This is a genomic window from Streptomyces sp. NPDC050759 (assembly GCF_044456945.1).
Classification (GTDB): Bacteria; Actinomycetota; Actinomycetes; order Streptomycetales; family Streptomycetaceae; genus Streptomyces.
On record NZ_JBITGI010000001.1, the window covers coordinates 782508 to 808252 of the forward strand.

Genomic DNA, 25745 nt, shown 5'->3' on the forward strand with positions numbered 1-25745 from the left:
CTCCTGATCACGAGTACTGAGTGCAGGTGGCGGCGAGCGGATGGCCCTTGTGGTCGTCGCAGACGGCATCGCCCGTGTTCGGGTCGGTACCGCCATCGCACAGCTCGCAGACCCAATAGCCGCAGACAACACAGATCGCGGAGGCGAGCCGGTTGTAGGCATCGGCCAGGTCGGTGTCACAGAGGCGACAGACGGAGGGCGGCAGCGTGCCGTCGTCGGGCCAGGTCTTCAAGCCGTTGATGTGGGCGGGGCGCTTCATGCCGTCCGCCCTCCTCGCTCCCCCGCGGTCTTGGTTCCAGCGGCAAGCAGCGCCGCTTCGAGCTCCACCAAGCGGGCCGTGATCATGATGTGGGTGCGTACGTACACCGAGCTACCGGCACCCTTCATGAGGTCGGCGGCGGCGAGGAGGGTCAGGTTGTACGCCTCGTCCAGGGCCGCCTGATCGTCGTCACGGCGTGCCGTGAACAGGTGATTGGCAGCCTGGCGAACGAGTTCGGCCACGGTGGAGTCGTACTCCTCCAGGGCGTTGGCCGAGGCCGGCACGTCGAACAGGTTGCGGTTTATGTTGCGCATGCTCGGGATCGGGTTCATCGAACTAAGGCTCCATAGAGAGGGGGGCGGCCCCGGTGGGCCGCCCCCTGACGGACAGGTCAGGCCGCGACGGCGATCGGCTCGGTCACCGTCTCGGAGTCGCCCTCCTCCGGCTCGGCCGGGCTCTCGGGCTCCGCCTCGGCCGCGGGAGCGGGTTCGGCCCGCACCTCCGGCTCCACAGCGGACTCGTCAGCCTCCGGAGTGGACTCGGACTGCGCCTCCGGCGCGGCGTCGCCCGCGTTCGGCTCCAAGTGGGTGAGCAAGGCGTCGGCCTCGGCAGCCAGGTCGGGCGCCACAGCGGCGGGGTTGACCATGATCTCCTTGGCGTCGGCGTGCGCCTTGGCCTGGCGGAGCTGGAAGCGGGCCTTCTGGACGAGGGCAGCGACCCGGTCCATCTGCTCAAGCCGCTTGCCGACCTCGCCTTCCAGACTGTTGGCCAGGTCCATGGGGTCGGCCTTGCCGATGTCCTCCAGCAGGATGCACATCCGCTCGATCGCGTCCAGGTCACTCTTGGTCTTGGCCTGCGTGCGGCTCCGCTCGGCCTTCTCCTCGTCCGTCATCTCCTCTACGTCGACCATGGAGTCCTGCTTGGCCGCCTTCTCCTGCTTGCGCATGGCGTAGGCGATGTGGACCAGCTGGTTGTCCGTCTTGTCGCCCTTCTTCCAGTCCTCGAAGACCGCCTTCTGGTTGCCGGGGGAGAGCGCGGCGATCTGGACGGCCGCCTGCGTGCCGATGTGGCCCATGTCGACGGCGGTCTGGATCTCCGGGCGCAGGTTGAGCAGGGCCAGGCGGAAGTTGACGTACTGGACCGACTTGGAGAACGTCTTCGCGACGCTCTCGGGCGTGGCTCCTTCCTCCTGGTCCAGGACCTTCTTGAAGCCGCGGGCCTCCTCGAGCGGCAGCATGTCCTCGCGGTTGAGGTTCTCGGCCATCGCCTTCTTGAAGGAGTCCATGTCGCTGATCTCGGCGTCGTCGCCGTCGGGCAGGAGGATTTTCGCCTCGATGGTGATGTTGTCGGCCATCTCGTTGGCGCGGAAGCGGCGCTCACCGGCGACCAGCTCGTAGCCCCCCTCCGCCACCTTTCGGACGACGATCGGCTGGAGGAGACCGTGCTGCTTGATCGAGTCGGCCAGCTCCTTCAGCGCCTCCTCGTCGAAGGTCTCGCGGGGCTGGTTCTCGTTGCGGCGGATCTGACGCATCTTCAGGGTGGCGAACTTGTGCGACATTTCAGACTCCAGGAGGTCGGTGGGGGCTTCTTCCTTCCCCCTTCCTTGTGGTTCTATTCTATATGCATTCAGAGGGTGGGTCCACATTTATCGAGAAGTTTTTGCAGGTCAGACGCGCGAAAGCGGACCCCAGCGAGGGATCCGCGTTCGATTACTCGCCCAGCTCAGCCCGCGACGACCTCGTCCGGGCACTGCCTGCCACAGCCGACCCGCTTCGGGTCGACGATCGCCAGCGCCCCGAGCGCAAGGAGCCCAGCCTCCTCGTCCAGGGTGACGTTCTCCACGCCGCCCGACTCTTCCAAGCGGGCCAGTACCCGGTCCAGTTCGATCCCCACCCGTACCCTCCCCGTATTGCGGTGTTCAGCCCCCATAACGAGCGGCATCCCACTTAGATCCCCACACAGTCAAGTTGGCGGCACACATCAGCTGACCTGAAGGGTGCCGGACACGATCTCGCAGCCTGGGAGGTAGAAGAGGGGGCGGCAACCCGGCACTGAGTGCACTTTCTACTTCGGCTACCGATCTTGCCCAGCGCGTTACCCATTGTCAACTAACCTAGACATTGAGCGGGCCACGAGACACAGGAGCCCCATACACGGATACTTTGTGTGCGTCTTGACCTGCCATGTTCCGCCCAACCGGGCCCGCACACCACCGAGGAGTAGCCGTCACATGCCGTTCGGCCCGGACACCCCTCTCTCCAGCAAACTCGCCCTACTGCTCCGCAGGAAACGCGGGACCGAGGGGAAGACCCCCAGCACGCGTGCGCTTGCCGCTGCAACGGCGGCAACACCAGGGGGCAAACCGGTGATGACCCACCAGGTCGTCAACGATCTCCTGAACGGGGTGAAGTCCGATCCGAAGAGCTCCCAACTGGTCGGACTCGCAAGGGCGTTCGGAGGTCCGGTAGCTTACCTACTCCCGGGTTACAACGGTCTGACCTCCCTGTCGGTCTACGAGGAACACAAAGACGCTCGCGAGGCGCTACGGCTCATCCATGACCTGGGTGAAGCCGGCGCCGCTGAACTACTGGAGGCCGCACGTGAGATCCGTCTGCGGCACGGGCGCAGCGATCTCGCTGTCCCAGAGGTGCCCGAGCCGCTCCCCCCTGTCGCTGAACCACCGCGGCCAGGCCGGCGGAGGCGCCTCAGCTTCACCGAAGCAGCAGAGCGCGCGGTCTCTGATCTGGAAGGAAACTGAACCAAATGGACGGCATCGTCTTCGGACTGTGCGCGCTCTTCGGCATAGCGGGCACCGTGCTCTCCGCGCGCGAAGCCTGGCGCCATCGGGACCAAACCGAGTACCGCATCGCTCGATTCGCCCGGGCCACGGCCTTCGGCGTCTGCACGGTAGGCGTGCTCCTGGCCGTGCCCGCAATTGAAGGCCTGGTCGAGTCTATGACCGGCATGAACAACGCGGCGAAGATCGGCGCTCACATCTGCGCAGTGCTGTGGTGCGGCAGCCTTCAACTCATGCTCGTGGACTGGTCGTACAACCAGGACGTGCTGAAGGCAAGCCTGTACGCGCGCGTCGCGTTCGCGGCGTGCGTCCTCACAGCAATGCTGCCGCTGTTCGTCTACACCACTGAAGAGGGTGTCGAGTTCACGACCGAGTACGCCAGCATCCCGGGCGTCACCGTTTACCTGATGGTCTACCTGGGGTACGTCGCGATCACCTGCGGCGAGATCGCGTTTCTGTGCTCTGGGATGGCTCTCGTCGCCCGCAGGCGCGGGCACACCTGGTCGGCTCGCGGGCTGGCTCTGTCAACGGCGTCGGCACTCCTCGGAGTCGGGTACGCCGCCAGCAAGGGCTCGTACCTGGTGGCTCACTACCTCGGGCACCCTTGGCCGTTGGAGAAGGAAGAGATCCTCTCGCCTCTCCTGGCCGGACTCGCCGTGATCGCGCTAATCACCGGCCTCACCATGGCGATGATCGGCAGGCGGCTCGCTTCCCGCAAGGCGATCGTCTGATCCACCTGACAAATTGGCCAACTCGCGCCAGTGGAGGACGACGCGCCCCGGCTCCACCGTTCGGACGCCGCGGGCGCTCGCCGGGAACACCTCGACCTTTTCCAACAGCAGCATGGCGATACTCCTCTTCGAGGCGGTAGGCGCTGTGTTCCACCACCTCACGAGGTCCTTCGCCCTTCCCAGAGAGAAGTTCGCCATCTGCTCCGCGTACCTCTTCCGGGATCGCGCTTCCTTGAGGCTCCCAGTGATCTCCTTGTCGGCGGCCACTAGTGCGTCCCTGCTGATCCGGCGCTGCCCGAACAGCGTCCCCGCGTCAGCCCGTCGTGCCTCCAGGTCCTTGATGTCCTGGTCGAGATCCTCGACCATCTTTCGCACAGCGGCTTGGGCTTGAAGGATCAGGTCTCGGACGCCGGGCTTCAGGAGCTCCGCCACGACGTACTCACCGACATGGTTCTCCAAGAGCTCGGCGTCGATACGGACTTCCCCGCACCCGCCCCGCCCGTCCTTGTCCTTCGGGCGACAGCGATATCCAGGGGTCCCCGCATTGGTGCGCGCGCCTTGAAGAGCGAGGGTGCACTTGCCACAGGTACTGGCACCTTCGTTCAACAGGTAGTCGTGCGGCGCGTCCGCGTCGGCTGTCCTCCGGCTCTGCTCGCGCGCCAACAGGGCCTCGAACTCTTCGCGGGTGATGGCGCCGGGGTGGCCAGCGTCAACGAGTTCACCGTTCTCGTCGTAGCGCAGACCTGCGATGGCTGGATTGCGGAAGAGTCGTCCGACGGAGGCGTCCTTCCACTCCCCGCCGAGTGTGCCTCGGTAGCCCTGCCCGTTCGCCCATACGGCAACATCCTGGTTGGACACAGACGAGTCGACTAGCGCCCGGCTGACCATCTGGCGCAGCGGGTCCACTTCGTCATCACGCAGCCGCTGACGCGACTGATCGTCGAAACCGTAGAGCCGTGGCATGCGGTGGTCCGTTCTCGTCTCGTGCGCCCCTGTAGCCGCCCGATCCTAGGCCACACCACCCGGGTATGGGCTATGACCAGAGAAGACCGGTTGATCAAGGACTACGCAGATCGCTGCTCTGGCGGCGTCACCCCCAGCACGCTCCAGAGTGCAGCTGTGGGGACTCTCACCGTGCTTCCCAGAGTGAGCGTCTGCACGGGGAAAGACCCCTGTCTGATCAAGTTGTAGGCCTTGTGCGTACCGATCCCCAGCGCCCGCGCAGCCGTCGTGACGTTCACTGTCGGCGGCAGCGCGAGCAGTTCCTCCCGGGTCATCGAGCTGGCCCCGGCTTCCCTGGCTACAGATGCGTCCTTCGTTGTCATTCCCGTTGTCGCGATCTCCCCCGCGCCAACACTCGATAAGGATACTCCAACACTGGAGTGTTGGGGCAAGATAGGAGATCGGTCGACATAGACCGGCACAGAAGCTCCACAAGTGAAGTCCACGAAGGGGATGTTCGTGTTCGACCCCAGTTACACGCGGCGCTGCGCCTGCCGGGAGCCCGTCATAGGCGAGGACGGCAGACCGGAGACGGACGCCAAGGGCAAGCCGAAGATGCGCAAGATCGGCGCGAGCTGTCCGAAGCTCAAAGAGAAGGACCATGGCACCTGGCACCTGTATTTCGAGCTGGAGCCCGGCGAGGGCGGCGAGCGCCAGCGCGTCCGACGTGGCGGGTTCGCCAAAAAGACGGATGCCCAGCGGAAGGCGAAGGAGCTGTACGACGCCGCCACCGCCGGCACCGACGTTCTGTCCGACGAGACCTGCGGGGACTTCTTCCTCCGCTGGATCAAGGCGAAGAAGTCCCTCGCCCGCACCACCCGCCACGGCTACCAGGAGCACATCGACAACTACCTGATCCCTCACCTGGGGCACATCAAGCGGCGCGACCTCAAGGTCCGCCACCTCGATCTCATGTACGACGCGATCGAGAAGGAGAACGCAGAGCGGATCCTTCACCGGCTCCGCGTGAAAGAGCTCCAGGAGGCACGGGACGAGGCTCACCGGGCCTGGGTGAAGACCGCTGGCTACGCCAAGAGGGAGGAGCGCCGTCCGTACCGCCAGGCCTTCCTGGAGGCCAACAAGGCTTTACGTGAAGGCAAGCGGGGCCTGCGAAAGGTCACTTCCCCCGCGACCATGCACCGCATCAACGACACCCTCAGCTCGGCACTCTCCTGGGGGATCAAGCGAGAGCAGGCATTCGCCAGGAACTGGGCGCAGTTCGTCGAGCTTCCGTCGGTCACACGGCCGAAGCCGATCGTATGGACGCCGGAGCGCGTCGAGCACTGGAAGCGCACCGGGGAGAAGCCCGGCCCGGTCATGGTCTGGACACCCAAGCTAACCGGGGAGTTCCTCGACTTCGTCAAGGACGACTGGCTCTACGAGCTGTGGCACTCGTTCATCTTCCTCGGCCCCCGCCGCGGCGAGATGGCCGCAGTGCCGTGGACAGAGGTCAGCATTGACGCCCTCTGGCTCCGGATCTCCCAGCAGATCGTGGAAGTCGCCTACCAGTTGTACGGCGAGGCGCCGAAGGCCGAGAGCGTCCGCACCGTGTCGCTGAGCCTGGAGTCCGCCGAGAACCTGGTGAGCTTCCGTGCGAAGCAGGAACAGAAGCGCCAGGAGTGGGGGGCTGCCTACGTCGAGACCGGTCGCGTGTGGACCCACGAGAACGGTGAGGCGCTGCACCCTGACTGGATTTCCCGGCGCTTCACCCGCCTCGTGGAGCTGTCCGGCTTGCCGCCGGTCCGCCTCCACGACCTACGCCACCTGGCGGCCACGCTCTCCCTGCTCGCCGGGAACGACATCAAGGTGGTCCAGGAGAAGCTGGGGCACTCCTCACGCCAGATCACCTCCGACACCTACACCAGCGTCCTGCCCGAGATGATGCGGGCCGAGGCCGAGTCGGTCATCGCCGTCGTCCCCCGCGAAATCCCCTACAAGGTGCACACGCCGCTGGAGATCCCTGAGACGGCCTGGCAGGGCGACCTCGCCGTCTTCTTCGCCCACGGCGCGCGCCAGGCGGGTGAGAACTGGTCTGTAGGCGCCCAGACCCGGCCCGACTCCGATCTCCTCGGCCTGGTGACCCTCGCCGGCCGGGGTCAGGACGACGCCGCCAATGCCGCCGTGAAATGGATGCGCGATCACTGCACGAGCAACGATCTAGAGCTGGTCCGGATCGAGAACTTCAATGACCAGTACCAGGGTGAGCAGCGCCAGGAGTTCGCCCTTCTCCGCTTCACGCTCGCCCGAACGGAGACGCCGAGCATAGCGGGGTGGGACACCTCGCGCCCCTCGGCTGTCGGCCGCAACAACAGGCAGAAGAGGGCTCGTCCACGCGCCGCGTGACCTGCGTCCAGACTTTGTCCAGACGATCATGAAATCATGATCACCACAGGGTCGCCAGGACCCTCACACCATCGCCCCGACCAGGAAAGTGCCTGGTCAGAAGGTTTCTCCTCGCATAGCGAAGAGTGGGGCGGGTGGGACTCGAACCCACGGCCGACGGATTATGAGTCCGCTGCTCTAACCGGCTGAGCTACCGCCCCATAGCGGCGTGTCGCGTACATGCGTGCGCGCCGTCTGCCGCAGCATAGCCGCTCATACGATCTCCTGCCTCGCAGGGGCGACTTCGCATGCCCTTGAGGACTACGCCGTGACCTGCACGGTTGCGGCGGACATGAAAAAGGACCCCATCGGGGTCCTCCTTCTTCCTGCTCTCCCGACTGGACTCGAACCAGTAACCTGCCGGTTAACAGCCGGCTGCTCTGCCAATTGAGCTACGGAAGATCGAAGCTCCCCCGACTGGACTCGAACCAGTAACCTGCCGGTTAACAGCCGGCTGCTCTGCCAATTGAGCTACGGAGGATTGCCTCGTCTGCATCGAACGTACCTCCCTGGGTATTCGCCAGGGGGCGGGCGCTCGCTGCGACACATACATTAGCGCAAGCAGGGGGGTGCTCCGCCAATCGGTTCCGCCGACACCGACATCGCACCGGAGACCTACACAAGGGAAGGGTGGCCGCCATGCGCTACAAGCTCACGTTCGTGGTCGGACTGACTCTGGGATACGTGCTGGGCACCCGTGCCGGGCGCGAGCGCTACGAACAGTTGAAGAAGTCCGCCCGCCAGGTTTCGCAGAACCCGGCCGTCCGCAACACCGCGGAGACGGCGGCACAGCAGGGCCGCCAGTTCGCCGGCAAGGCCTACCACGCGGTCAGCGACAAGGTCGGCGACCGGGTGCCGGAGTCCGTGACCCAGCGGGTGCGCTCGCTCCGGGACCGCAACGCGAACGGTGCGCCGGAGGACGACTGGGGCACCAGCAGCACGTGAAGCCGACAGTGACGCACACCACCCGCAGGCGCGGGACGGTGCCGGTCAGCGGCTCCGCCGCAGGGCACGACCGGTCACGGCGGGCCGGCGCCCGCGAAACCGTGCGCGCCGCCACGACGCTACGCCCATAGAATTTGCGCCATGGGGATAGTCGCCGGGTTGGACAGCTCACCCGATTTCACTCGCATCGTCGTCTGCGACGCAGACACCGGTGCCGTGCTCAAACAGGGGTATGCCGCGCACCCGGTGGAAGGCGGCGGCCGCGCATCCGACGTCGACCCCCAGGCGTGGCTCCTCTCCCTCGGTGAGGCCGCCGGCGGCGGTCTCCTCGAGGGCGTGCAGGCCATCGGCGTGTCGTCGCAGCAGAACGCCGTCGTGCCCCTCGACGCCCAGGGCAACACGGTCCGTCCCGCCATGGTCGGCGGCGACAAGCGGGCGCAGGTCGCCGCGGCCGATCTCGTCGACGCGCTGGGCGGGCGCGAGGCGTGGGCCCAGGCGGTGGGGTGTGTGCCGCAGGCGGCGCAGCCGGTCACCAAGCTGCGCTGGCTGAACAAGACCGAGCCCGACGCCGCCCTGCGCACCGCTGTGCTCCTCCAGGCGCACGACTGGCTGGTGTGGCAGCTCCTCGGCCGGCCGGTCAGAAGGACCACCGACCGCGGCGGCGCCTCCGGCACCGGCTACTGGTCCGCGGCCACCGGCGCCTACCGCGCCGACCTGGTCGAGCTGGCCCTCGGCCACCAGGCGATGCTCCCCGAGGTCATCGGACCCTCGGACGCGGCCGGTACGACCCCGGAGGGGCTGCTGATCTCCGCCGGGACCGGCGAGACCATGGCCGCCGCCTTCGGCCTCGGGATCGGGCTCGGCGACGCCGTGGTGTCGCTGGGCGCCTCCGGGTCCGTGATGGCTGTGCACCCCGAGGCCCTCGTCGACAACAGCGGGATGATCACCTCCCTGGCCGACGCGACCGGCATGCACCTGCCCGTCGTCACCACCCTGAACGCCGTACGGACCCTGCGCGGGGCCGCCGAGATGCTCGGGCTGAACGACCTGGAGAGCCTGTCCGAGCTGGCGATGAAGTCGACACCGGGCGCCCATGGGCTCGTACTGCTGCCCTATCTGGAAGGTGAGCGGACGCCGAACCTGCCGCACACCGCGGGGACGCTGAGCGGGCTGCGGCGGGAGTCGATGAAGCCGGAGCACCTGGCGCGGGCCGCGTTCGAGGGCATGCTGTGCGGACTCGCCGACGCGCTCGACGTGCTGCGCGGCAGGGGGGTCGAGGTCCGGCGGGTCTTCCTGCTGGGGGCCGCCGCCGAGCTGTCCGCCGTACAGGCCGCCGCGCCCGCGCTGTTCGGCGCGCAGGTGGTCGTGCCGCAGCCGGCGGACTACGCGGCGATCGGTGCCGCCCGGCAGGCGGCCTGGGCGCTCGGCGTCTCGCAGGGCACGCTCGACCCGCGCACCCCGCCGATGTGGCAGGGCCCGGCCGCGCAGGTCCTGGAGCCCGGCGAGGAGCTGGCGGTGGGGCAGGCGGTGCGGCAGCAGTACGTGTCGGTGCGGGAGCAGACGTACCCGGGAGCGTTCCGGTAGGCAAGGCGCGGAACGTAAGAGTCCGGTAGGAGTCCGGGCGCACGAGGACCGGTCAGCCCGTACGAAGCACTGCTGTCGGCTTAATCGGTTGAGGTAACACGGGTGGAGTGTCCGACGATAGGGGCCAGGGGCAACCACCCGCCCCGTCGCCGACTCCGAGAGACGTAGCGTGCTCATACGACTTCTGCGGACCTATCTCAGGCCCTACAAGAAACCCATCACCGTCCTGGTGCTGCTGCAGTTCCTCCAGACCTGCGCCACCCTCTACCTGCCCACGCTCAACGCGGACATCATCGACCACGGCGTCGTGAACGGAGACACCGGCTACATCCTGAGCTTCGGCGCTCTGATGATCGGCATCTCGCTGGCGCAGGTGGTGTGCAACATCGGGGCCGTGTTCTACGGCGCCCGGACCGCCGCCGCGCTCGGCCGGGACCTGCGGGCGGCGGTCTTCGACCGGGTGCAGTCGTTCTCGGCGCGCGAGGTCGGCCAGTTCGGTGCGCCCACGCTGATCACCCGTACGACCAATGACGTGCAGCAGGTCCAGATGCTGGCCCTGATGACGTTCACCCTGCTGGTGTCGGCGCCCATCATGTGCGTGGGCGGCATCGTGCTGGCGCTCGGCCTGGACGTGCCGCTGTCCGGGGTGCTGGTGGCCGTGGTGCCGACGCTGGGCATCTGCGTGACGTTGATCGTACGGCGGCTGCGGCCGCTGTTCCGGTCCATGCAGGTGCGTCTCGACACGGTGAACCGGGTGCTGCGCGAGCAGATCACCGGCAACCGGGTCATCCGGGCGTTCGTGCGCGACGCGTACGAGGAGGACCGTTTCCGGAAGGCGAACAGCGACCTGACGGAGATGTCCCTCAAGACCGGCAACCTGCTCGCGCTGATGTTCCCCGTGGTGATGACGACGGTGAACCTGTCCTCGATCGCGGTGGTGTGGTTCGGTGCCCACCGGATCGACAGCGGCGGGATGCAGATCGGCGATCTGACCGCGTTCCTCGCCTATCTGATGCAGATCGTCATGTCCGTGATGATGGCCACCTTCATGTTCATGATGGTGCCGCGCGCGGAGGTGTGCGCCGAGCGCGTCCAGGAGGTCCTCGACACCTCCTCCAGCGTGGTGCCTCCCCTGGCCCCCGTCCGCGAGCTGCGGCGGCACGGGCATCTGGAGATCCGGGGTGCGGGCTTCCGCTACCCGGGCGCCGAGGAGCCGGTGCTCAAGGCGATCGACCTGGTGGCCCGGCCCGGCGAGGTGACCGCCGTGATCGGCTCGACCGGCAGCGGCAAGTCCACGCTGCTCGGGCTCGTCCCCCGGCTGTTCGACACGACCGACGGCGAGGTGCTCGTCGACGGCACCGAGGTGTCGACCATAGATCCGAAGCTGCTGGCCAGGACCGTCGGGCTCGTGCCGCAGAAGCCGTATCTCTTCGCGGGCACGGTCGCCACGAACCTTCGCTACGGCAATCCGGACGCCACGGACGAGGAGCTGTGGCACGCGCTGGAAGTGGCGCAGGCCAAGGGCTTCGTCGAGGGGCTGGAGAACGGCCTCGACTCCCCCATCGCGCAGGGCGGCACCAACGTCTCCGGTGGTCAGCGGCAGCGGCTCGCCATCGCGCGCACGCTCGTGCAGCGGCCGGAGATCTACCTCTTCGACGACTCCTTCTCCGCCCTCGACTACGCGACCGACGCGGCCCTTCGCGCGGCGCTCGCCGAGGAGACCTCGGAGGCGACCGTCGTGATCGTCGCGCAGCGGGTGGCCACCATCCGGGACGCCGACCGGATCGTCGTCCTCGACGAGGGCCGGGTCGTCGGCACCGGCACCCACCGCGAGCTGATGGCGGACAACGAGACCTACCGGGAGATCGTGCTCTCCCAGCTCACGGAAGCGGAGGCTGCCTGATGGCCGGGCCCATGGGGCGCATGATGGCGGGCGGCGGTCCCGAGACCCGGTCGATCGACTTCAAGGTGTCCGGCAGGCGGCTGCTCGCCCAGTTCAAGCCGGAGCGGCTGACCCTCTACGCGATGCTGTTCTGCGTCGTGCTGAGCGTCGGCCTCAACGTGGTCGGGCCGAAGATCCTCGGCGAGGCCACCGACCTGGTCTTCGCGGGCATCATCGGACGGCAGATGCCCGCCGGCGCGAGCAAGGAAGAGGTTCTCGCGCAGATGCGGGCACGCGGCGACGGTCAGGTCGCCGACATGCTCCGCAGCACCGACTTCACGCCCGGCGAGGGCATCGACTTCACCGCCGTAGGACATGTGCTGCTGTTCGCCGTCGGGGTGTTCCTCGTCGCGGGGCTGCTGATGGCGGTGGCGACGCGGCTGGTCAACCGGACCGTCAACCGCACGATGTTCCGGATGCGCGAGGACGTGCAGACGAAGCTGTCGCGACTGCCGCTGTCGTACTTCGACAAGCGCCAGCGCGGCGAGGTCCTGTCCCGGGCCACGAACGACATCGACAACATCGGGCAGACCCTCCAGCAGTCGATGGGCCAGCTCATCAACTCGCTGCTCACCATCATCGGTGTGCTCGCGATGATGTTCTGGGTGTCCTGGCTGCTGGCCCTGGTCGCGCTGGTCACCGTGCCGCTGTCGTTCGTCGTCGCCACGCGCGTGGGCAAGCGCTCGCAGCCGCACTTCGTGCAGCAGTGGCGCACCACGGGCAAGCTCAACGCCCACATCGAGGAGATGTACACCGGGCACAACCTGGTGAAGGTGTTCGGCCGCCAGGACGAGTCCGCCGCGCAGTTCGCCGAGCAGAACGACGCGCTGTACGAGGCCGGGTTCAAGGCGCAGTTCAACAGCGGGGTCATGCAGCCGCTGATGATGTTCGTCTCGAACATCAACTACGTGCTGGTGGCGGTCGTGGGTGGGCTGCGGGTCGCGTCCGGCTCGCTGTCCATCGGTGATGTGCAGGCCTTCATCCAGTACTCCCGGCAGTTCTCGATGCCGCTCACGCAGGTCGCGTCGATGGCGAACCTCGTGCAGTCGGGTGTCGCCTCGGCCGAGCGGATCTTCGAACTCCTGGACGCGGAGGAGCAGGAGGCGGACCCGGTGTCGAGCGCGAAGCCCGAGGAACTGCGCGGGCGGGTCGCCCTGGAGCATGTCTCCTTCCGCTACGACCCCGAGAAGCCCCTCATCGAGGACCTCTCGCTGAAGGTCGAACCCGGGCACACGGTCGCGATCGTCGGCCCCACGGGAGCCGGAAAGACCACCCTGGTCAACCTGCTCATGCGGTTCTACGACGTCTCGGGCGGCCGGATCACCCTCGACGGCGTGGACATCGCGACGATGTCCCGGGACGACCTGCGCGCCGCAATCGGCATGGTCCTCCAGGACACCTGGCTGTTCGGCGGCACGATCGCGGAGAACATCGCGTACGGCGCCTCGCGCGAGGTCACCCGGGGCGAGATCGAGGAGGCGGCCCGGGCGGCCCACGCGGACCGGTTCATCCGGACCCTCCCCGACGGCTACGACACCGTCATCGACGACGAGGGCAGCGGGGTGAGCGCGGGTGAGAAGCAGCTCATCACCATCGCCCGGGCCTTCCTGTCGGACCCGGTGATCCTGGTGCTGGACGAGGCGACGTCCTCGGTGGACACCCGCACGGAGGTCCTGATCCAGAAGGCGATGGCCAAACTGGCGCACGGCCGCACGTCGTTCGTCATCGCCCACCGCCTGTCGACGATCCGGGACGCGGACACGATCCTGGTGATGGAGAACGGCTCGATCGTCGAACAGGGCACGCACACGGACCTGTTGGAGGCCGACGGGGCGTACGCGCGCCTGTACAAGGCACAGTTCGCGCAGGCGGTGGCGGAGGTCGACTGATGGAGCGAGGGGGCTGGTCCGACCTTCAGTGGCGCGGGGAACCGCGCGACCAGCCCCCACACACCCGCACCCGGCGTCAATCCAGATAGCCCCTCAGCTGATCCGCAAAAGCGTGGTCCCGCAGCTTGTTGAGCGTCTTCGACTCGATCTGCCGTATCCGCTCCCGGGTCACCCCGAAGATCCGGCCGATCTCCTCCAGCGTGCGCGGACGGCCGTCGGCAAGCCCGTACCGGAGTTGCACGACCTTGCGCTCACGCTCGCCCAGGGTCGACAGCACGGCCTCCAGGTGCTGCCGGAGCAGCAGGAACGCCGCCGACTCGACCGGTGAGGCGGCGTCGCCGTCCTCGATGAGGTCGCCGAGGGCCACGTCGTCCTCTTCGCCCACCGGCGCGTGCAACGACACCGGTTCCTGGGCCAGGCGCAGGACCTCGCTGACGCGTTCCGGGGCGAGGTCGAGGTGGGCCGCGACCTCTTCCGGGGTCGGTTCGTAGCCGCGTTCCTGGAGCATGCGGCGTTGGACGCGGACGACCCGGTTGATCAACTCGACGACGTGGACCGGGACCCGGATCGTCCGGGCCTGGTCGGCGAGGGCTCGGGACATGGCCTGGCGGATCCACCAGGTGGCGTAGGTGGAGAACTTGTAGCCGCGGGCGTAGTCGAACTTCTCGACCGCCCGGATCAGGCCCAGGTTGCCTTCCTGCACCAGGTCGAGCATGGTCAGGCCGCGGCCGACGTACCGTTTCGCGACGGAGACGACGAGACGCAGGTTCGCCTCGATGAGGCGGCGCTTGGCCATGCGGCCCAGCACGACCAGGCGGTCCAGGTCGAGGGCCAACTGGCTGTCGAGATCAGGGGCGTTGCTCAGTTTCTCCTCGGCGAACAGGCCGGCCTCGACGCGGCGGGCGAGGTCGACCTCCTCGGCCGCGGTGAGCAGCGGGATACGGCCGATCTCCCGCAGGTACTGGCGGAACAGGTCCGAGGACGGGCCGGCGGTGTCGACGCGGCCGCGGGGCGGCTCGGGCGGTTCGACCGGCTCGGTCTCCACGTGCTCGAGGGCTTCCGCGGCCGGCGTGTCCGGCTCCGCCTCGGGGTGGTGCGCGACACGGCTCTGCGGGGGCACCGCGACGAGTACGTCGGTCTCGGCGTCCGGTTCTGTCGTGTCGTCCGTACTGTTCTCGGTCTGTGTCAGGGTCTGGGTCTGCACGGGGGCGACCTCCAGGATGATCGCTGCCAAGGAGTGCGGCAGCGGTACTTCGGGGGCGGAGTCGGCGGCCTCGCCGCTGTCCGTCCCGTACGCGATGAGCGGAACCGCGGGGGTCTGGGACCCGCTGGGGACGGATCGGCCGCGCTCCGAGGACTCAGGCACCGGAACCCAGTGTGGAGTACGACACATCGCCGCCACGAGGGGCGTGCGAGGACTTTTTGAGTCCGGTCCGTGACCGCCTGGTTACTTTGCCTGACGAGTACGCAGGCCAAAGGCCGTGAAACCACTTGAAAGGCGTACGGGAACCGGGCTAGAGAGCGGCCACGCCCTGCTCCCGCAGTGCCTGGCCGTACTGCTGGAGGACCCACACCTCGTTCTGTACGGCGGCCAGGTGGGCCGGGTCGCCGCCGGAGCCGAGGCGGATCAGGGTGCCCTGGATCTCCTGGATGCGTCGGTCGACGGCGCGGCGGCGGACGGTGACGAGCTGGTCGCCCGCGTAGTTCTCGTCGACCGTCTTGCGCATGATCGCCTCGACGGCCAGCTCCGTGACCATGGCGCGGACCGCGTCGTCGGGGGCGGCCTCACGGACCCGGACGAGGTAGTCCTGGGAGTCCTGGACGCCGTACTCCACGCCGCCCGCGTCCATGATGGCCTGGCGTACGGCGGCGTAGGGCGGGGCGGTGAACTCGTCGATGCCGTAGGCGTCGAAGGCCGGGGAGACCAGCTCGGGGCGCTGGAGGGCGAGCTTGAGCAGCTCGCGCTCGGTGGCGTAGACGGGGTTGCGCAGGGTGAGGGCGGGGCCGGAGACGGCGGGGCGGTGGGCTCCGTCGTACGACGGCTGCTGCGGGCCGCGTCCCGACGGGGCCGGGCCCCTGCCGCCGCGGTCCCGGGACCAACGGGCCAGCTGGGCCACCCGCTTGACCACGAACTGGGTGTCGAGGATGCCGAGCATGCCGGCGAGCTGGACGGCGACCTCGTGCTGGGCGCCGCTGTTCTTGATGCGGGCCACAATCGGGGCGGCCTCGTCCAGGGCCGCGGCGCGGCCGGCGGGGGTGTCGAGGTCGTAGCGGACGACGATCTGGCGCAGTGCGAACTCGAAGAGCGGGGTGCGGGGTTCGGCCAGGTCGGCGACCGCCTCGTCGCCCTTGGCGAGGCGCAGCTCGCAGGGGTCCATGCCGTCGGGGGCGATCGCGATGTAGGTCTCGGCGGCGAACTTCTGGTCGTCCTCGAAGGCGCGCAGGGCCGCCTTCTGGCCGGCCGCGTCGCCGTCGAAGGTGAAGATCACACGGGCCGAGCCGTTGTCCATCAGCAGTCGGCGCAGGATCTTGATGTGGTCGCCGCCGAAGGCCGTGCCGCAGGTCGCGATCGCGGTCGTCACGCCGGCGAGGTGGCAGGCCATGACGTCGGTGTAGCCCTCGACGACGACCGCGCGGGATGCCTTGGCGATGTCCTTCTTCGCGAGGTCGATGCCGTAGAGCACCTGGGATTTCCGGTAGATCGCCGTGTCGGGCGTGTTGAGGTACTTCGGGCCGTTGTCCGCCTCGTAGAGCTTGCGGGCGCCGAACCCGACGACGTCTCCGCCGATGTCGCGGATGGGCCACATCAGCCGGCCGCGGAAGCGGTCGATGGGGCCGCGGCGGCCCTCCTGGGAGAGACCGGAGAGCAGGAGCTCCTTGTCGGTGAAGCCCTTGCCGCGCAGGAAGCGGGTGAGGTGGTCCCAGCCCTGGGGGCTGTAGCCGACGGAGAAGTGCGCGGCCGCGGCCTGGTCGAAGCCGCGCTCGGCGAGGAACTGGCGGCCGGTGTCGGCCTCCGGGCTGGTGGCCAGCTGCTCCATGTACCAGTCGGCGGCGATCTTGTGGGCCTCGACCAGGCGGATGCGCTCGCCGCGCTGGTGGGAGGGGTTGTAGCCGCCCTCCTCGTACCGCAGGGTGATGCCGGCCTGGCCCGCCAGGCGCTCGACCGCCTCGGAGAAGGAGAGGTGGTCGACCTTCATCACGAACGTGATGGTGTCGCCGCCCTCCTGGCAGCCGAAGCAGTGGAAGAGGCCCTTGCTCGGACTGACCTGGAAGGACGGCGACTTCTCGTCATGGAAGGGGCACAGGCCCTTGAGGTTGCCACCGCCCGCGTTGCGCAGCTGGAGGTACTCGGACACCACGGCGTCGATCGGGACCGCGTCCCGTACCGCCTTCACGTCCTCGTCGTTGATCCGTCCTGCCACGCGTGAAGTCTACGGGGAGGTACTGACACCTACGGGACGAGGCTGACGAGTGGAACGTGCGGGTCCGCCAGCGCCTCCGTGTCCACCTGAGCCCTGGATCGGATCAGTCCCTGAATCGGCTCTGTGACGTCCCACACGTTGACGTTCATCCCGGCCAGCACACGGCCCTGCTGCACCCAGAAGGCGATGAACTCACGCTTCCCGGCGTCTCCCCGGATCACCACTTCGTCGTACGAGCCGGGGGGCGCCCAGCCGCTGTACTCCATTCCCAGGTCGTACTGGTCGGAGAAGAAGTAGGGCACCCGGTCGTACGTCACCTGGCGGCCCAGCATCGCTCGCGCCGCCGCCGGGCCGCCGTTGAGCGCGTTGGCCCAGTGTTCGACGCGCAGCCGGTTGCCGAAGAGCGCGTGGTGGAAGGAGGCCACGTCGCCCGCCGCGTAGATGTCCGGGTCGGACGTGCGCAGTTGTTCGTCCACGGCGACACCGCCGCCGTGTGCCCGGTCCGCCAGTTCGAGCCCGGCCGCCTCCGCGAGCGCCACGCGCGGGGCCGCGCCGACCGCCGCGAGGACGTCGTGCGCGGGATGCTCCTCGCCGTCGTCGGTACGGGCCGCGAGGACCATGCCGTCCTGCCCGACGATCTCCGTCAGTCTGGCCCCGAAGTGGAAGCGGACACCGCGCTCGCGGTGCAGCTCGGCGAAGAGGTTGCCGAGCTCGGGGCCGAGGACCGAGTACAAGGGAGTCGACAGGGGCTCGACGACGGTGACCTCGGCGCCGTACTCCCGGGCCGCAGCCGCGACCTCCAGGCCGATCCAGCCGGCGCCGGCGATCACGAGGTGGCCGTTGTCCCTGCCCAGGGTGGCCAGGACGCCCTTGAGACGCTCGGCGTGGGCGAGGCGGCGCAGGTGATGGACGCCCGCGAGGTCGGTCCCCGGGATGTCCAGCCGACGCGGCTCCGCGCCCGTCGCCAGCAGCAGCTTGTCGTAGCGGACGACGGTGCCGTCCTCGCCGAAGCGGATCGTCTTCGCCGTACGGTCGATGGCGTCCACGGTCTCGCCGAGGTGCAGCTCGATGTCGTTCTGCGCGTACCAGGCGGGTTCGTGGACGAAGACGCTGTCGCGCTCCTCCTTGCCGAGGAGGTAGCCCTTGGAGAGCGGCGGGCGCTCGTAGGGGTGGTCGCGTTCGTCGCAGATCAGTATCACGCGGCCGGTGAAGCCCTCCGTGCGGAGCGTCTCGGCCGCCTTCGCGCCGGCGAGACCTCCTCCGACGATGACAAATGTCTGATCCGCGTCGACCACTTGATGCCTCCTACGGGGGGTCTGGGGGGTGTCCCCCCAGTAAACACAGCGCGTGCCGCCACATGGGAGCGTCCCGCACGGAGTGTGAGGGGGGAAGAGGGAGTGGCCCGATCAGGCCACGGAGGGTCACATTCGGTCTTGAATCACGTCACTCCCGTCCCCTCCACACAACTTGTGTCCCGCAAGCATCACAGGTGACCCGTGAGACGGGCGTGAAGCGAACGGGCGGACGCGTCCGTGAGGGACGCGATCTGGTCGACGATCACCCGCTTGCGCGCGCGGTCGTCGGGCGCGTCGTCGAACAGCGCGCGGAACTGCGGCTCGAGGCCGTCCGGGGCGCGGGCGGTGAGCACCTCGGCCAGTTCGGCGACGACGATCCGCTGGTCGGCCCGCAGCCGCTCCTGCTCGGCGCGCTGCATGACGTACCGGTCGGCGACGGCCTTGAGGACCGCGCACTCCAGGCGGGTCTCGTGCGGTACGACGAGTTCGGCGTCGTATCTGGTGAGTCTCCCGGTGCCGTACCGCTCGCGCGTGGCGGCTTCGGCCGACAGGCAGAAGCGGCCGATGAGCTGGCTGGTGGCGTCCTTGAGGCGGGCCTGCGCGACGGCCGAGCCGTCGTAGCCGTGCGGCCACCATGGCTGGTCCTGGAGGCGGTCGAGGGCTTCCGCGAGCTCCGCCGGGTCGGTGTCCGCGGGGACGTACCGGCCGAGGGCCACCTCGAAGACGGCCCGGCGTTCCGGTTCGGCGTGCAGGTAGTTGGGGTCGATGTGGCCCGCGTGCAGGCCGTCCTCGACGTCGTGGACCGAGTAGGCCACGTCGTCGGCCCAGTCCATCACCTGGGCCTCGAAGGTGGTGCGGGTGCCCGGGGCGTCCTTGCGGATCCAGTCGAAGACGGGGCGGTCGTCCTCGTAGACGCCGAACTTCCGCGACGCGTGCGCTCCGCGGGGCCAGGGGTACTTGGTGGCGGCGTCGAGGGTGGCTCGGGTGAGGTTCAGTCCGACCGATCCCTCGTCGGTGAAGCGTTTGGGCTCGATGCGGGTGAGGAGCCTCAGGGACTGGGCGTTGCCCTCGAAGCCGCCGCAGTCGTCCGCGAACTCGTTCAGCGCCTGTTCGCCGTTGTGGCCGAACGGGGGGTGGCCGAGGTCGTGGGCCAGACAGGCGGCCTCGACCAGGTCCGGGTCACAGCCGAGCGCCGCGCCGAGCTCACGGCCGACCTGGGCGCACTCCAGGGAGTGGGTGAGCCGGGTGCGGGGGCTGGCATCCCAGGCGTTGCTGCGGGTTCCCGGTGTGACGACCTGTGTCTTGCCGGCGAGCCTTCTGAGCGCGGCGGAGTGGAGGATGCGGGCACGGTCGCGCTGGAAGGCGGTGCGGCCGGGGCGTTTGTCGGGTTCTGGGGCCCAGCGTTCGGTTGACTGCAGGTCGTACGGCATGTGTCGACAGTACGGGCAGGGACTGACAATTCGCCTGTACGTCTGCCGGGGGGCGGTTATACGGCGAGTGCGGGCAGTCCGTGGCTGGTCGCGCCCCGCGGCGGAGCCGCAAGCTGACACGGCCCCGCGCCCCTGAGGTTGGTCACCTGGTCGTAGCGATGCAGGATCAGGTCGGCCATCGCCGGGTGCGTACCCAAGGGGGCCGACGCGATCCACGGGGCCTTCTGTGCGCATTGCGTGGCGAACAGACCCGGGGCCGTGAAGTACGACGCCACCGCCACCCTGTCGCGCCCTCGCGCCGCCAGTGCGCGGATCGCCGTGTCGACCGTCGGGGTCGCCGCGGAGGCGTAGGCGGGGACCACCGGGACGCCCAGGCGGTCCGACAGAAGGTGAGCGGTGCGGCGGGTGTCCACGGCCGAGTCGGGGTCGCGGGAGCCTGCCGCCGCGAGGACCACCGCGCTCGTACGGCGGGTCTCCTCGTCCGTGCTCCAGCCTGCCTCGATCAGGCGAGCGTGCAGGGTCTCCACGAGCAGCGGGTGCGGGCCAAGTGGAGCGGCCACGCGGGTGCGTGCCGCGGAGGCCGCCGCCATCTCCGGGATGTCGCGCTTGACGTGGTAGCCGCGGGACAGGAGGAGGGGGACCAGGACCGCCTCCGCCGTGCCCAGGGACGCCAGCGTGTCCGGCAGCAGGGGTTCGTTCAGCTCGATGTGGCCCAGGTGCACCGGCAGGCCGGGGCGCTGCTCGCGGACCTGGTCCAGGAGCCTGTGGACCGTGTTCAGGGTGCGCGGGTCGCGGCTGCCGTGGGCCACCAGGACGAGCGCGGGCTGCTCGGGGCGGCGCCTGTCGTCGAGGGAGACGAGGCCGGGCTGGCTGCTGATCCGGTTCATGGAACGATGGTGACCGCTTGAGGTTGCCACCCCGTTTCACGGCAATAACGCGTGCTTTCCGACGGTTCACCATGCGGGGCGCGGGGGTGTGAGGCGGCGTGACCTGCGCGTTCTCGTCGGGCAGTGAGGCTGGTCACGCGTCGGCGGGCGAACCGATCGGCCTGACGGTACGTCTCTCGTTGTCGAAAGGCCTGGCGAAAGGCCGACCGGGGAGGGACCGTCCATGCGACTGCCGAGGGTGCGCAGACCGCGTCTGCCACGCACGCGTGCCGGGCGGCGCAGGCTCGTGCAGGCCGTGATGGCGGGGTGTGTGCTCGCGCTGCTGCCGTCCACCTGGATGTACGTCGTGACGGGTGACCGGCCGCGGACGACGGCCGACGTGCCGCGCACCGAGGTGGCCGTCGTCTTCGGTGCCGGACTGTGGGACGGCGAGCCGTCGCCGTATCTCGCCCACCGGCTCGACGCGGCGGCGAAGCTGTACCGGGAGAACCGGATCGAGGTCGTCCTCGTCACCGGCGACAACAGCCGTGAGGACTATGACGAGCCCGACGCCATGCGCGCGTACCTGACCCGGCACGGCGTCCCGGACACGCGCATCGTCAGCGACTACGCCGGTTTCGACACCTGGGACTCCTGCGTCCGCGCCAGGAAGATCTTCGGCGTCCACCAGGCGGTGCTCATCAGCCAGGGGTTCCACATCCGCCGCGCGGTCGCGCTCTGCCAGGCGGCGGGTGTCACGTCGTACGGCATCGGCGTCGACGCCAAGCACGACGCCACCTGGTACTACGGCGGCACCCGGGAGCTCTTCGCGGCGGGCAAGGCGGCGCTGGACGCGATGTTCGAGCCGGACCCCCGGTTCCTCGGACCGAAGGAACCGGGCGTGAGCAAAGCACTCGCCGAGCAGGCCGGATGAACTCCGAGGGCGTTCCTCACCGCTCCCGGGCGCCGATCGGGAGGTCGCCGTCTTGGCCGCGTAACACGGAGCCGTCCTCGGCGTAACACGGCCGAAGCACGCTGAAGGGCATGCAGAACTCCGTGACGCCCACGCACTGCCCGTACTGCGCCCTGCAGTGCGGCATGAACCTGACCCCCGCTCCGGACGGGACCGTCGAGGTGAGCGAGCGCGCGGACTTCCCGGTGAACCGGGGGGCGCTGTGCGGCAAGGGCCGTACGGCACCCGCGGTGCTGTCGTCCCGGGTGCGCCTGACCTCCCCGTTGGTGCGCTCCGGGGGCACGCTCGTGCCCGCCACCTGGGACGAGGCACTGGACCGGATCGCCGAGGGGCTGTCCCGCACGCGCACGGAGCATGGCCCGGACGCGTGCGGGGTCTTCGGCGGGGGCGGCCTGACGAACGAGAAGGCGTACACGCTGGGCAAGTTCGCGCGGGTCGTCCTCGGCACCTCGCAGATCGACTACAACGGGCGCTTCTGCATGTCGTCCGCCGCGGCCGGCGGCATGAAGGCCTTCGGCCTGGACCGGGGGCTGCCCTTCCCCCTGGAGGACATCCCGAAGTCCGGCTGTGTGATCCTCGTCGGCTCCAACCTCGCCGAGACCATGCCGCCGTCCCTGCGGTTCTTCACGGAACTGAGGGAGAACGGCGGCACGTTGATCGTCATCGATCCCCGCCGCACCAAGACCGCCGAACAGGCCGACCTGCATCTGATGCCCCGGCCGGGGACGGACCTCGCGCTGGCGCTCGGTCTGCTGCACCTCGTCGTCGCCGAGGGGCTGGTCGACGAGGAGTACGTCCGTGAGCGCACGGCCGGCTGGGAGGACGCGCGAGCCGCCGCGATGGCCCACTGGCCGGAGTACGTGGAGCGGATCACCGGCGTTCCGGTGCCCCAGCTCCGGGAGACCGTACGGATGTTCTGCGAGCCCGAGTCCGCGATGGTGCTCACCGCGCGCGGGCCCGAGCAGCAGTCCAAGGGCACCGACACGGTGAGCGCGTGGATCAACCTGTGCCTGGCGACCGGGCGGGCAGGGCGGCCGTTCAGCGGCTACGGCTGTCTGACCGGGCAGGGCAACGGACAGGGCGGGCGCGAACACGGCCAGAAGGCCGACCAGTTGCCCGGTTACCGCAAGCTGGACGATCCGGCGGCACGGGCGCATGTCGCCGAGGTGTGGGGCGTGGACCCCGACGCGCTGCCCGGACCGGGGCGCAGCGCCTACGAGTTGCTGGACGCGCTCGGCACGGACATCAAGTCGCTGCTGCTGATGGGCTCCAACCCGGTGGTGTCGGCGCCGCACGCCGCGCACATCGAGGAGCGCATCAAGTCCCTGGACTTCCTTGCCGTGTGTGACGTGGTCCTCTCGGAGACGGCCGCCCTCGCGGACGTGGTCCTGCCGGTCACGCAGTGGGCCGAGGAGACGGGCACGACGACCAACCTGGAAGGGCGGGTGCTGCTGCGCCGGCAGGCGATCACGCCGCCGGACGGCATCCGCAGCGACCTGGAGGTCATGCACGAACTCGCCGACCGCCTCGGGGTGGAGAAGGGGTTCCCGACCGACCCCGAGGAGGTCTTCGAGGAGCTGCGCCGGGCGAGCGCGGGCGGCCCTGCCGACTACTCCGGGATCACCTACCGGCGGCTGGCGGAGGAGAACGGCGTGTTCTGGCCATGTCCCACCGAGGACACGGTGGTGCACCCCGGCACCCCTCGCCTCTTCCTGGACCGCTTCGCCACCCCGGACGGCCGGGCCCGCTTCGTCCCCGTCTCGCACCGGGCGATCGCGGAGGAGCCCGACGCGGAGTACCCGGTGCTGCTGACGACCGGCCGGGTCGTGGCGCAGTACCAGTCCGGGGCGCAGACCCGCCGGGTGGACGAGCTGAACGCCGCCGCGCCGGGACCGTTCGTGGAGCTGCACCCACGGCTCGCGGAGCGGCTGGGGGCGGCCGAGGGCGACCCGGTCGCCGTGGTCTCGCGGCGCGGGCGGGCCGTGGCACCGGCCCGCATCACCCTCGGCATCCGCCCGGACACCGTCTTCATGCCCTTCCACTGGTACGGCGAGGGCCGCGCCAACACCCTCACCAACCCGGCACTGGACCCGACGTCCCGGATGCCGGAGTTCAAGGCATGCGCGGTGCGGGTGGAGGCGGTCAAGTCGTAGGGGCTGGGCGGCTGCTGGCCCGCGCGAGCGAAGCCGAGCCGCGGGGGAGCCACGGGGCGCGCGCCGCGGTGGTACGCCGGTCCGGTGCGCCGGGGCGAACGCCGAGCCAGTGTGCCAGGACGGACGCCGAGCCCGGTACGCCAGGACGCACACCCACTGGTGGACTGTCGGTATTTGCTCAGGCGCACGCGGCGGGCGGTGGCCGCACGCCCGTGTACGAACCCACCTGGTCCGCGCCGGCGAACGGCGGTGCCCTGGGCGCCTGCCACGGCCTGGACGTGCCCTTGACCTTCGGTATGTACGGCGGCCTCGGCTCCGAGCTGATCGGCCCCACGTCCTCACCCGAGACCGAGGCGCTCTCGGCCCGCTTCCGCGCCGCCTGGACCGCTTTCGCCACCACCGGAGACCCCGGCTGGCCCACCTACGACACCGAACGACACCTCGTCCAGCTCCTCGGCACCGAACCCACGGTGGCCACCTACCCCGAGGAGGCATCTCGCCGGCTCTGGGAGCAGCACACGTTTGCGCCACTGGACCTGACGACGCCGTAACGGCTTCCCACCTGGTTCGCGGGCAGCTGGAACTGACGTAGGCGTCGTCGAAGGTCGTGATGACGACGACGCGTGTGGAGCCGGTGCCCATCATGATCAGCCGGATGGCCTCGATGCCGGGCATCCGGAGGTCCATCACGACGAGGTCGGGGGCGAGTTCCTCCGTCAGCCGTACCGCTTCCTCGCCGTCTTCTGCCTCGCCCGCGCAGAGCGGCCCATCAAGGCCGGTCGACTTGGCTGGACCGAAGGTGCCGCAGCCCACGCGGGTGTACTGGGGTCCTGTCCAACAGGACGCGCCAAGTGGCGAGTTGTCCGGGCGGCGGGTGACCGGCATGCCGATTGGCCGCAGGCGACACATTCTTCGACGACGTCCGGGTCGACGCGGTGGCAGGAGTAGCAGATGAGACCCTCGTCCCGCCGGGCAGCGAGCCGAGTGTCGGTGTGGCCGCGTCGATCACAGGTGCCTTGGTGCTGCGGGTGGTGCAATTGATGGCGCGATGTCGAAGCCGCGGGCTCTGAAGACCTTGGCGATGGACAGGCCCATGCCGGGGCCGGCTCCTACGATGGCGATGGTGGGCATGGTGAAACCCGGCAGGCAAACGTGCCACTTGCTGCCCGGTCGTGTGCGGTCGACCGGGCTGGATGGTTGCCGGTGTTCAGCGCGAACAGGATCCCGCCTGAGGCGTACTTATTAGTCCGGGCGACCTGTCGGAGGGTTGGGGCCCGGTCGCGCGCGCCGCGCACGTGATTTCCGCAGGTTGGCGACGTTGCCGCAGGTGCGCACGTCGTGCCACACACCGCTGGTGTTGCGGGAGCTGTCCCAGAAGGCCACCGCGCACAGCGGATTACGGCACAACTTCAAGCGGCGCCACGTTCCAGCGAGTTGGGCATCGTAGATCGCCAGAAGTACCCGTTGGCCGAGCGCGGGAACGCCCACCGAGCCCGGCACGAGTCTCACCATCCCGTCTGCTTCGAGTCGAACGCGGACGACTGATTCGACGGCTGCCGGACTGGCGCCGTCGTCGCGATCCGGGCCCTGGTCGCGCTCGACCAACGACCGCCGTATGGCGTCACGCAGCGCCCGGAGATCGCTCAGGCCTGGGCTGTCGCCCGCGATCCCGTAGGCATCCAGCCACCGCGCCGCGGTATCCGGCGCGTCCAGGAGGTCCGGAACATCGCCACCGGCGCTCCGGATGGACGCGGTGTTCAGCAGGTCCTGAACGATCCGCAGCTCACCGGGCGCCACCGCGACGCCGAAGCGGCCGTTGCCGTCGCTGCCCGGATGCGCGGCGCCGATGTCGGGATCGCCCTTCCCACGCTTCTCCATGACATAACTGTACACATTTTGCATGCGCCACACCGACGCCCTCTTTGCGAAGACAGAGACCATCCGGCCTTGCGGTGACAGAAGTGTCAGCCATACGCTTATGTCACGACGATGGAGAGGATCGATTGTGATCACTGATCCGGACAGAGGTGTCGCGAGGTACGTCGCCGACACCGCGTACGGCAAGCACTTCCCGC

The 25745-nt window shown here is 69.0% G+C and carries 20 protein-coding genes and 3 tRNA genes; 9 read left to right on the forward strand and 14 right to left on the reverse strand.

The genetic code is table 11. The features are described 5' to 3' along the window. Positions 1–7: 7 nt before the first annotated feature. From ACIBJB_RS03480 to ACIBJB_RS03495, 4 genes are all read right to left on the reverse strand, one after another. Positions 8–259, reverse strand: a complete 252-nt coding sequence (locus tag ACIBJB_RS03480; protein ID WP_190197142.1) for a hypothetical protein — start codon at positions 257–259, stop codon at positions 8–10. Further along, positions 256–591, reverse strand: coding sequence for a hypothetical protein (locus ACIBJB_RS03485; RefSeq protein ID WP_398926037.1), 336 nt, complete (start codon positions 589–591; stop codon positions 256–258). Before ACIBJB_RS03485 ends, ACIBJB_RS03480 begins: the two co-directional genes overlap by 4 nt. Before the next feature lie 59 nt (positions 592–650). Beyond that, complete coding sequence (locus ACIBJB_RS03490; RefSeq protein ID WP_398926039.1) at positions 651–1817, reverse strand: ParB/RepB/Spo0J family partition protein; 1167 nt, start codon at positions 1815–1817, stop codon at positions 651–653. Between the two features lie 164 nt (positions 1818–1981). Then, complete coding sequence (locus tag ACIBJB_RS03495; protein WP_398926041.1) at positions 1982–2152, reverse strand: hypothetical protein; 171 nt, start codon at positions 2150–2152, stop codon at positions 1982–1984. Positions 2153–3022: 870 nt separating this feature from the next. Between ACIBJB_RS03495 and ACIBJB_RS03500 the strand changes: the two genes are divergently transcribed. After that, a complete protein-coding gene (locus ACIBJB_RS03500) occupies positions 3023–3787 on the forward strand; it encodes a hypothetical protein (protein WP_398926043.1) in 765 nt (254 codons plus the stop codon). On the opposite strand, the gene ACIBJB_RS03505 is transcribed toward ACIBJB_RS03500, so the two are convergent. Continuing rightward, the gene (locus ACIBJB_RS03505) at positions 3722–4750 is read right to left on the reverse strand and encodes a recombinase family protein (RefSeq protein ID WP_398926045.1); all 1029 of its coding nucleotides are present in this window, start codon (positions 4748–4750) and stop codon (positions 3722–3724) included. The genes ACIBJB_RS03500 and ACIBJB_RS03505 overlap by 66 nt on opposite strands. A 474-nt stretch (positions 4751–5224) precedes the next feature. On the opposite strand from ACIBJB_RS03505, the gene ACIBJB_RS03510 reads away from it, so the two are divergent. Beyond that, a complete protein-coding gene (locus ACIBJB_RS03510; protein ID WP_398926046.1) occupies positions 5225–7132 on the forward strand; it encodes a tyrosine-type recombinase/integrase in 1908 nt (635 codons plus the stop codon). Between the two features lie 126 nt (positions 7133–7258). On the opposite strand, the gene ACIBJB_RS03515 is transcribed toward ACIBJB_RS03510, so the two are convergent. The 3 genes from ACIBJB_RS03515 to ACIBJB_RS03525 form a co-directional block, all read right to left on the reverse strand. Then, a tRNA-Ile gene (locus tag ACIBJB_RS03515) sits at positions 7259–7332 on the reverse strand. Positions 7333–7500: 168 nt separating this feature from the next. After that, positions 7501–7573, reverse strand: a tRNA-Asn gene (locus tag ACIBJB_RS03520). Positions 7574–7579: 6 nt separating this feature from the next. Beyond that, a tRNA-Asn gene (locus ACIBJB_RS03525) sits at positions 7580–7652 on the reverse strand. A 158-nt stretch (positions 7653–7810) separates the two neighbouring features. On the opposite strand from ACIBJB_RS03525, the gene ACIBJB_RS03530 reads away from it, so the two are divergent. The 4 genes from ACIBJB_RS03530 to ACIBJB_RS03545 all read left to right on the forward strand — a co-directional run bounded on the left by ACIBJB_RS03530 (position 7811) and on the right by ACIBJB_RS03545 (position 13531). Continuing rightward, positions 7811–8116 (forward strand): YtxH domain-containing protein, encoded by a 306-nt coding sequence (locus ACIBJB_RS03530; RefSeq protein WP_398926048.1) that lies wholly within the window; start codon positions 7811–7813, stop codon positions 8114–8116. Between the two features lie 141 nt (positions 8117–8257). After that, the gene (locus ACIBJB_RS03535) at positions 8258–9700 is read left to right on the forward strand and encodes an FGGY-family carbohydrate kinase (protein ID WP_387537810.1); all 1443 of its coding nucleotides are present in this window, start codon (positions 8258–8260) and stop codon (positions 9698–9700) included. Positions 9701–9869: 169 nt separating this feature from the next. Next, positions 9870–11603 (forward strand): ABC transporter ATP-binding protein, encoded by a 1734-nt coding sequence (locus tag ACIBJB_RS03540; protein WP_398926051.1) that lies wholly within the window; start codon positions 9870–9872, stop codon positions 11601–11603. Continuing rightward, positions 11603–13531: an ABC transporter ATP-binding protein gene (locus ACIBJB_RS03545; RefSeq protein ID WP_398926053.1), complete on the forward strand. Its 1929-nt coding sequence runs from the start codon at positions 11603–11605 to the stop codon at positions 13529–13531. Before ACIBJB_RS03540 ends, ACIBJB_RS03545 begins: the two co-directional genes overlap by 1 nt. Before the next feature lie 76 nt (positions 13532–13607). Here ACIBJB_RS03545 and ACIBJB_RS03550 read toward each other — a convergent pair whose 3' ends face one another. From ACIBJB_RS03550 to ACIBJB_RS03570, 5 genes are all read right to left on the reverse strand, one after another. Next, positions 13608–14897, reverse strand: a complete 1290-nt coding sequence (locus ACIBJB_RS03550) for an RNA polymerase sigma factor (protein ID WP_398926055.1) — start codon at positions 14895–14897, stop codon at positions 13608–13610. Positions 14898–15045: 148 nt separating this feature from the next. Continuing rightward, complete coding sequence (dnaG, locus tag ACIBJB_RS03555; protein ID WP_398926058.1) at positions 15046–16953, reverse strand: DNA primase; 1908 nt, start codon at positions 16951–16953, stop codon at positions 15046–15048. A gap of 29 nt (positions 16954–16982) precedes the next feature. Further along, complete coding sequence (locus ACIBJB_RS03560) at positions 16983–18248, reverse strand: NAD(P)/FAD-dependent oxidoreductase (protein WP_398926060.1); 1266 nt, start codon at positions 18246–18248, stop codon at positions 16983–16985. A gap of 188 nt (positions 18249–18436) precedes the next feature. Further along, complete coding sequence (locus ACIBJB_RS03565; RefSeq protein WP_398926062.1) at positions 18437–19678, reverse strand: deoxyguanosinetriphosphate triphosphohydrolase; 1242 nt, start codon at positions 19676–19678, stop codon at positions 18437–18439. 56 nt (positions 19679–19734) lie between these two features. Further along, positions 19735–20565: a sirohydrochlorin chelatase gene (locus ACIBJB_RS03570; protein ID WP_398926064.1), complete on the reverse strand. Its 831-nt coding sequence runs from the start codon at positions 20563–20565 to the stop codon at positions 19735–19737. 223 nt (positions 20566–20788) lie between these two features. Here ACIBJB_RS03570 and ACIBJB_RS03575 point away from each other — a divergent pair, with 223 nt between their 5' ends. The 3 genes from ACIBJB_RS03575 (at position 20789) to ACIBJB_RS03585 (ending at position 24221) form a co-directional block, all read left to right on the forward strand. Next, positions 20789–21478 (forward strand): vancomycin high temperature exclusion protein, encoded by a 690-nt coding sequence (locus ACIBJB_RS03575; RefSeq protein ID WP_398926066.1) that lies wholly within the window; start codon positions 20789–20791, stop codon positions 21476–21478. A gap of 110 nt (positions 21479–21588) precedes the next feature. After that, positions 21589–23670, forward strand: a complete 2082-nt coding sequence (locus ACIBJB_RS03580; protein WP_398926068.1) for a molybdopterin oxidoreductase family protein — start codon at positions 21589–21591, stop codon at positions 23668–23670. Positions 23671–23882: 212 nt separating this feature from the next. Further along, on the forward strand, positions 23883–24221 hold the full coding sequence (locus tag ACIBJB_RS03585) for a hypothetical protein (RefSeq protein WP_398926070.1): 339 nt from the start codon (positions 23883–23885) through the stop codon (positions 24219–24221). Between the two features lie 691 nt (positions 24222–24912). On the opposite strand, the gene ACIBJB_RS03590 is transcribed toward ACIBJB_RS03585, so the two are convergent. Continuing rightward, positions 24913–25548, reverse strand: coding sequence for a CGNR zinc finger domain-containing protein (locus ACIBJB_RS03590; protein ID WP_398926072.1), 636 nt, complete (start codon positions 25546–25548; stop codon positions 24913–24915). Positions 25549–25745 lie beyond the last annotated feature (197 nt).